The organism is Nocardioides sp. (assembly GCF_024509035.1).
Taxonomy (GTDB): domain Bacteria; phylum Actinomycetota; class Actinomycetes; order Propionibacteriales; family Nocardioidaceae; genus Nocardioides.
Window position 1 is genome coordinate 2,145 of the sequence record NZ_JANINT010000087.1, and the last position, 6,678, is coordinate 8,822.

The following is a 6,678-nucleotide window of genomic DNA, read 5'->3' on the forward strand; positions in this document are numbered from 1 at the left end:
GTTGGTGTGCCAGTCGTTGATCGTGTCGTCGTACTGCAGGCCCGGGTCGGCGCACTCCCACGCGGCCTGGCTGATCTTGCGGAACAGGTCGCGGGCGTCGACGGTCTCGATGACCTCGCCGGTCTTGCGGGCCCGCAGGCCGAACTCGGTGCCCTCCTCGACCGCGCGCATGAACTCGTCGCTGACGCGCACGGAGTTGTTGGCGTTCTGGTACTGGACCGAGGTGATGTCGGCGCCGCCGAGGTCCATGTCGAACCCGGCGTCGCGCAGCGCGCGGATCTTGTCCTCCTCGCGCGCCTTGGTCTCGACGAACTCGACGATGTCGGGGTGGTCGACGTCGAGCACGACCATCTTGGCCGCGCGGCGCGTGGCGCCACCGGACTTGATGGTGCCGGCCGAGGCGTCCGCACCGCGCATGAAGGAGACCGGGCCCGACGCGGTGCCGCCGGAGGAGAGCAGCTCCTTGGAGGAGCGGATGCGGGAGAGGTTCAGGCCGGCGCCGGAGCCGCCCTTGAAGATGAAGCCCTCCTCCTTGTACCAGTTCAGGATCGAGTCCATCGAGTCGTCGACGGAGAGGATGAAGCAGGCCGAGACCTGCTGCGGCGACGGGGTGCCGACGTTGAACCAGACGGGGCTGTTGAAGGAGAAGTACTGGTGGGCGAGCAGCCAGGTGAGCTCGTGCTCGAACACCTCGGCGTCGGCCGGGGTGGCGAAGTAGCCGTGGTCGATGCCGGCCTTGGTGTAGGTCTTCACGACCCGGTCGATGAGCTGCTTGAGGCTCCACTCACGCGCGTCGGAGCCGACGGCGCCGCGGAAGTACTTGGTGGTGACGATCGTCGAGGCGTTGACCGACCAGAAGTCGGGGAACTCCACGCCGCGCTGCTCGAAGACGGTCTCGCCGGTCTTCCAGTTGGTCTGCACCACGTCGCGGCGCTCCCACGTCAGCTCGTCGTAGGGGTGCACCCCCTCGGTGCTGAAGACACGCTCGATGCTCAGACCTGCCCCCGTCGCTGCCTTGGCCTGGGCGCTCGTGCGCCCGCTCACCGTCTCCGTCATCCCCTGGGTCCCGTCTCTCGAGGTGGTTGGTTCGATCATTGCTCTGGGCACCGACACTGCTCCGAGCAGTGGCGGTCGGCGCCGAAAGTGGGTGGTGCGCCCGGCGCGTGCAGCTTCCCCACTACACACGCCGGGCGGTCTGTGGTCAGCCCGTCGCGACGGGCTGGGTCTCGACGAGCTCGACCACCGAGCCGGAGGGCTCGGCGGCGGTAGCGGGCCGTTCGGCTCGCAACATGGCGATCTCGTCCTCGAAGTCGTCGGCGGACTCGAAGGCGCGGTAGACGCTGGCGAAGCGCAGGTAGGCGACCTCGTCGAGCGCGCGGAGCGGGCCCAGGATCGCCAGCCCGACCTCGTGGGCGGGGATCTCGGCGGCACCGTCGAGGCGCAGCGCGTCCTCGACCTCCTGGCCCAGGCAGGCGAGCTGGTCCTCGGTCACCGGGCGCCCCTTGCACGCCTTGCGGACCCCGGCGATGGCCTTCTCGCGGGCGAACGGCTCGGTGGCACCCGAGCGCTTGAGGACCGTCAGCTGCATCATCTCGACGGTCGTGAACCGCTTGGCGCACGCCGAGCAGGTACGCCGGCGCCGGATCGAGCCGCCGTCGTCGGCGACCCGGGAGTCGAGGACCCGGGTGTCGGTGTTGCGGCAGTACGGACAGTGCACAGGTCACTCCTCTCGTCTCATCGGGTCGGTCTCGTCAGGTCGGTGTGGTCAGGGCGCGCCGACAACACCCGTGAAGGGTGTGCAGAAGCTGTGGATATCGGGGGTCCTGCTGTGTACAACAAGCAGTCGGATGTGAGTCTTCCGCCCCCAGCTGTGAACTAGATGTGGATAACTACAGCGGTGTAACTACTAGATGTAGTGGTAACCGTACGCCCGGGTACGAGAGGTGCGCAAGTGGAGCGACGACGTACTTCGAGTATGTGGAGAGCGATCGACAAAGTCCCAGGTCAGGGCCACCGTGGCCCGGCCAGACAGGCCGCGACCGGGCGTGTCGGAGCGGTGTCGGGGCGGTGTCGGATGGGCGTCGGATCGGTGTCGGAGCGGCGTCGGATCGGCGGGATGATCAGTCCGTCGCCGGACTGGTCGCGTCGTAGGCGACCGAACGCGTCTGGCCCCCGGGGCCGCGCACGAGCAGCGTCAGCCCGACGGGTGCCTCGGGGTCGCCGGGCGCGTCGAGGTCGCGCCGCCAGCCGAACTCCGCCCGGCCGTCGCGGCAGCGCACGGGCGTCCCGCGCAGGGTCAGCTCGCGGTCGGCGAGCTCCACGCGCAGCTCGGCGCGCCAGCGGGTGCCCTCGCCACAGTCGAGCCCGGCCCGGGCGACCAGGCGTCGCGGGCCGGGGTGCCGGACGAGCGCGTCGACGTTGCGTCCGCCGACGATGGTGGCCGGGGTGTCCTCGTCGTAGGAGGCGAAGCAGCCCCGACCCCGGCCGCGCGCGAGGTCGAGGATCGCGGCCTGGCCGGTGCCGGGGACGTCGAACTCGTGCCGGAACGCCCCGGCCTCGGCACGCACGTCCAGGCGCACGTCGTGGGTGTCGTCCTCGCCCACCTCGAGGAGGTACTCCCCACGCCACCGACCGTCGGAGACGTGGCGGCCCTCGATCGTCACGTGGGTGGAGTCGGCGCCGGCGACCTGGGAGAGCACCACGACGCCACCGGGGACGCAGTCGGCGCGCACGGTGACCGTCCGCGGCGCCGGACCCACCGGAGCCGCGTCGGCGACCGGGGCGGCGACGGGCAGGGCGAGCGCGACCGCGAGCAGGGCCGTGGGTGCGTGACGGAACCGAGACCTCATCTCGCCACTGTCACACGTCGGCGGGACCGCCCGGAACCCCCGCGAGCGCCGCGAGGTCGTGCCACCACGAGATCCGGGTGGGCCGGCCGTCGTAGTCACGTCGTTGGTTGGCGCCCGACACCCCGGGCAGCACGAAGACCTGGGCCGGTCCGAGGTACCACTCGGCCGGCCCGAGCCCGGGCCGTCGTACGCCGAGCGCGCGGGCGGCCTCGTGGGCGACGGCCTTGCTGGTGAACGCCAACCACTCGGGCCGCCACCGGTCGAGCTTGGCGACGAGGGCGTCGATCTCCACCCACCTCGGGTCCCAATGGCCGACGAGGTCGGTGAGCCCCAGTCCGAGCTCGACGACCCGGTGGTCCTCCTCGGGTGGCAGCCGCCGCGGCGAGAACCCGGCGAGGTGCAGCGACTCCCAGAACGAGTTGCCGGGCGTCTCGTAGTAGTGGTCGCGCAGCTTGGTGCTCTCGGCGCCGGCCAGGCCGCAGAAGACGACCACGGGGTCGGAGGCCACGAGGTCGGGGAGCACCTGCACGCGTCGGGACTCTGCCACACGGATAGACCACCCCTGAGGGTGATTTAACGCTGGATTGGTTTGGCGCCGTCTCGCGCCGGGGCAGACCTACGGAAGCGGTCGTCGGACGGCCGCTGGACAACCGAAGACACGAGAGGTCACCCCCGATGACTGCAGGTACCGCACCGAGCCGTTCAGATGAGACCGCCCGACTCTTCGCCCTCCGCAGCAGCGCCACCGCGGACGAGCGCGCCGAGCTCGATGACCAGCTGATCCGGCTCAACATGGCCGTGGCGGTCGACGCCACCCGTCGCTTCCGTGGCCGTGGCATCGCCACCGACGACCTGGAGCAGGTCGCCTACGTCGGTCTCGTCAAGGCGGTCAAGGGGTTCGACCCCGAGCGCGGCCACGACTTCTTGAGCTTCGCGATCCCGACGATCCGCGGTGAGGTGCGCCGCCACTTCCGCGACCTCGGGTGGACGGTGCGCCCGCCGCGCTCGATCCAGGAGGCGCAGACCAAGATCATCGCCTGCGAGGGAGAGCTCTACCAGCAGCTCGGCCGCGCGCCCCGCCCCTCCGAGATCGCCGACCACCTCGGCCTGGACCGCGAGCTCGTCATCGAGGCCCTGGGCGCCAGCGGCTGCTTCGCACCCGCCTCCCTCGACGCCCCCGCCCACGAGGAGGACGACGACCCGATGGGCCGCCGCCTGGGCTTCCACGACGAGGGCTTCGACCTCGCCGAGGCCCGCGCCGTGCTCGCCCCGGTGCTGGCCAAGCTGTCGCGTCGCGAGCAGCTGATCGTCGAGATGCGGTTCTTCCGCGGCTGCACCCAGGCCCAGATCGGCGAGGCGATCGGGGTCACCCAGATGCAGGTGTCCCGCCTCCTCACCCGCCTGATGGCGCGGCTGCGCGAGGAGCTGGACGTCACCCTGGCCGCCTGACGGCGGACCACAGACCCGACGCTCCGTGTCGGGCGGGCGAGGAGCGGGCTCCTACGCCGCTCGCTCGACACGGAGCGCGAACCACGACGTGGTGCCCGAGTCGTCCCGCTCGGTGCCCCACTGATCGGCCAGGGCGTCGACGAGCTGCAACCCGCGCCCGAACACCTTCAGCGGGTCCTCGTCCTCGACCAGGCCCGGCACGTCCCCCGCGCCGCGGTCGCGGACGGCGACCCTCAGCTGGTCCTCCTGCAGCTCGATCGTGAGCACCGAGGCCGTCTCGGCATGGACGACGGCGTTGGTGACCAGCTCGGAGAGGCACAGCTCGGCGGAGTCGAGCACCTCCTCGCCCACCTGCCAGGTGGCGAGCAGGTCGCGCAGGAACCGCCGGGCCTCGCGGGCGGCTCGGGGGTCGCTCGCCAGCCGCTTCGAGGCGCGGTGCGGGTGCTCGGACGCGGGGCCATCACCAAGCTCGGGGTCGCCGTGGTCCTCCGCGTCGTGGCGCCGCACCCGGCGTACGGCCGCGGCGGCGTCGCGCGCGGTCACCGCCAGCCGGCGCAGCTGCTGCTCGTCGAAGGGCTGGGGGCGGTCGAAGTAGACGATCAGCCCGCCGAGGGGTGCTGCGGGCCCCGGCAGGGGCAGCGCCGCGAGAGCGCGGGTGCCGGCGGCGCGCTGGCGCTCGAGCAGCCCGGCGTAGCGGCCGGCGAAGTCGTCGAGCCCGCCGAGCACCGGCTCGCCCGTGCGGACGACGCGGGTCAGGGGCACGTCGTCGTAGGCGTCGATGTGGCACCAGGTCGCCTCACCGGAGGGCAGGAAGCGCAGCCGGCGCCCGCCGCCCTCGGTGAGCGCCAGCCCGACGCGCGTGACCCCGGGCAGGTCCCCGAGCTCGCGCAGCACGGCCCGGGCCACCGCGTCGACATCGGTGGCGTGGTCGAGCTCGGATCCCAGGTGGGCGAGGGCTCCGAGTGGTCCGCTCCCCGACTCCCCCACGGGCAGCAGGGTAACCGCGGATCGGACACAATGGCGCGGTGGCACGAAGCGGGGGTGGGAAGCGGGCGGGTTCGCGGCGCGGGCAGCGTCCGCCGCGCCGGTTCCAGCCGGCGCTGCTCCTGCTGGCCCTCGGCATCACCGCCTGCATCGTCGCGTGGGGCTACCTGGTGTACGCCGCGATCGACTTCGGCTCGACCGCCCGCGACGGCGACTCGGCCGCCTGGTGGTTCCTGGCCCTCGCCTCGGCCGGGGCGGTGGCCTGCCTGTTCGTCGGGCTGATGCTCGTCGCCCGGGTGCTGCGCCGCCTCGGCATCACCGCCGAACGACCGCCACGCCCCGCGCCGGCCGGCCAGGACGTCGCGCCCGAGGCTCCCACGGAGCGTCCGGTCGGCGGACGTCGCGCGGCGCGCTGATCGACGACGGACTCCCCGAGACGCCGCGAGGGGCGGGGCCACCAGGCCCCGCCCCTCGTCTTCCCCGGCTCGCCAGCCGGGGTCGAAGCGGCTGACGATGATCGTGGCGGACCGTGCGGCGACGGTCCGGGTGTGGCGCCTACTCGGTGGGCACCAGGAGCCGCTGGCCGGCGGTGACCATGCCCGAGTCGAGGGCGTTGAGGTCGCGGATGTGGTCGACCATCGCGCGGACGTCGCCGCCGTCGGCGACGCCGGCCGCGATGTCCCACAGCGTGTCGCCCGCACCGACCATCACCACACGGGTGGGCTCGGGGGTGCCGGGCTCGCTGGTGGCGACCGAGCCGCCGGCGAGCACGAAGCCGATCGCCAGGATCACGAGCACGGCGAGCGTGAGCACCACCAGGCGGCCGCGACGGGTGAGCCGGACCGCGCCGGAGCGCTGGGCGCCCACCTGGGGACGGGCAGGCCGGGTCGCCCGCACCTGCGGAGCGAGCTGGGGGGTGATCTGCGTCGTGATCGTCGTGCTCATCGTGACCTCCTGGGGAAGTGGCGGTCTGCCTCGGGTCGTGCTCTCTCGACGACTGTTCTAGTGGCGGCCACCGACAGTCCTCGGAGGACGGTCTGGACCAGCGACTCGATCAGACGTTCGATCGAACATGTGTACGACGGTAGAGCACGTGTTCGAACGATTCAAGACCCGACACGAACATTTGTTCGAGCGACGTGGTAGTGCGACGACCCGCCCGGGCCCCGCCTCACCGCCCCTTGGCGATGCTGCGCCTCCCCTGGGCCGCGAACAGCCCCGTGGCCCGGCCGGCCACCGAGGGCGCGAGCGTGGTCGCGCGGACGAGTGCGCCACGCCAGGTGGGCAGGGTGCGCACCACGCGGCCGGAGCCGATCAACGCGACGGCAGCGTCGGCGACCTCGTCCACGGTGAGGATGCGTCCACCCGAGTGGACGAGCGCCGCCCCCAGGCCCCC

The 6,678-nt window shown here is 72.3% G+C and carries 7 protein-coding genes and 2 pseudogenes; 2 read left to right on the forward strand and 7 right to left on the reverse strand.

Going from position 1 to position 6,678, the window contains the following annotated elements; translation table 11 throughout:
- The 4 genes and pseudogenes from Q0L15_RS07220 to Q0L15_RS07235 form a co-directional block, all read right to left on the reverse strand.
- Positions 1-1,044 (reverse strand): annotated as a pseudogene (locus Q0L15_RS07220) (vitamin B12-dependent ribonucleotide reductase); the annotation flags it as partial.
- Between the two features lie 157 nt (positions 1,045-1,201).
- Complete coding sequence (nrdR, locus tag Q0L15_RS07225) at positions 1,202-1,717, reverse strand: transcriptional regulator NrdR (protein WP_296603276.1); 516 nt, start codon at positions 1,715-1,717, stop codon at positions 1,202-1,204.
- 403 nt (positions 1,718-2,120) lie between these two features.
- Complete coding sequence (locus tag Q0L15_RS07230; RefSeq protein WP_296603278.1) at positions 2,121-2,849, reverse strand: hypothetical protein; 729 nt, start codon at positions 2,847-2,849, stop codon at positions 2,121-2,123.
- A gap of 10 nt (positions 2,850-2,859) precedes the next feature.
- On the reverse strand, positions 2,860-3,378 hold the full coding sequence (locus Q0L15_RS07235) for a mismatch-specific DNA-glycosylase (RefSeq protein WP_296603279.1): 519 nt from the start codon (positions 3,376-3,378) through the stop codon (positions 2,860-2,862).
- Between the two features lie 146 nt (positions 3,379-3,524).
- On the opposite strand from Q0L15_RS07235, the gene Q0L15_RS07240 reads away from it, so the two are divergent.
- The gene (locus tag Q0L15_RS07240) at positions 3,525-4,298 is read left to right on the forward strand and encodes a sigma-70 family RNA polymerase sigma factor (protein ID WP_296603280.1); all 774 of its coding nucleotides are present in this window, start codon (positions 3,525-3,527) and stop codon (positions 4,296-4,298) included.
- Positions 4,299-4,349: 51 nt separating this feature from the next.
- Here Q0L15_RS07240 and Q0L15_RS07245 read toward each other — a convergent pair whose 3' ends face one another.
- The gene (locus Q0L15_RS07245) at positions 4,350-5,285 is read right to left on the reverse strand and encodes an ATP-binding protein (RefSeq protein WP_296603281.1); all 936 of its coding nucleotides are present in this window, start codon (positions 5,283-5,285) and stop codon (positions 4,350-4,352) included.
- A gap of 38 nt (positions 5,286-5,323) precedes the next feature.
- On the opposite strand from Q0L15_RS07245, the gene Q0L15_RS07250 reads away from it, so the two are divergent.
- Entirely contained in the window at positions 5,324-5,698 is a 375-nt protein-coding gene (locus tag Q0L15_RS07250; protein ID WP_296603282.1) for a hypothetical protein, read from the forward strand.
- Between the two features lie 139 nt (positions 5,699-5,837).
- On the opposite strand, the gene Q0L15_RS07255 is transcribed toward Q0L15_RS07250, so the two are convergent.
- A complete protein-coding gene (locus Q0L15_RS07255; protein WP_296603283.1) occupies positions 5,838-6,227 on the reverse strand; it encodes a LysM peptidoglycan-binding domain-containing protein in 390 nt (129 codons plus the stop codon).
- A gap of 226 nt (positions 6,228-6,453) precedes the next feature.
- Positions 6,454-6,678, reverse strand: a pseudogene (locus Q0L15_RS07260) (hypothetical protein); the annotation flags it as partial.

Coding starts and splice junctions, on each gene's coding strand:
- Q0L15_RS07255 (WP_296603283.1), bottom strand. CDS start 6,227: ATGAGCACGACGATCACGACGCAGATCACCCCCCAGCTCGCTCCGCAG.
- Q0L15_RS07230 (WP_296603278.1), bottom strand. CDS start 2,849: ATGAGGTCTCGGTTCCGTCACGCACCCACGGCCCTGCTCGCGGTCGCG.
- Q0L15_RS07240 (WP_296603280.1), top strand. CDS start 3,525: ATGACTGCAGGTACCGCACCGAGCCGTTCAGATGAGACCGCCCGACTC.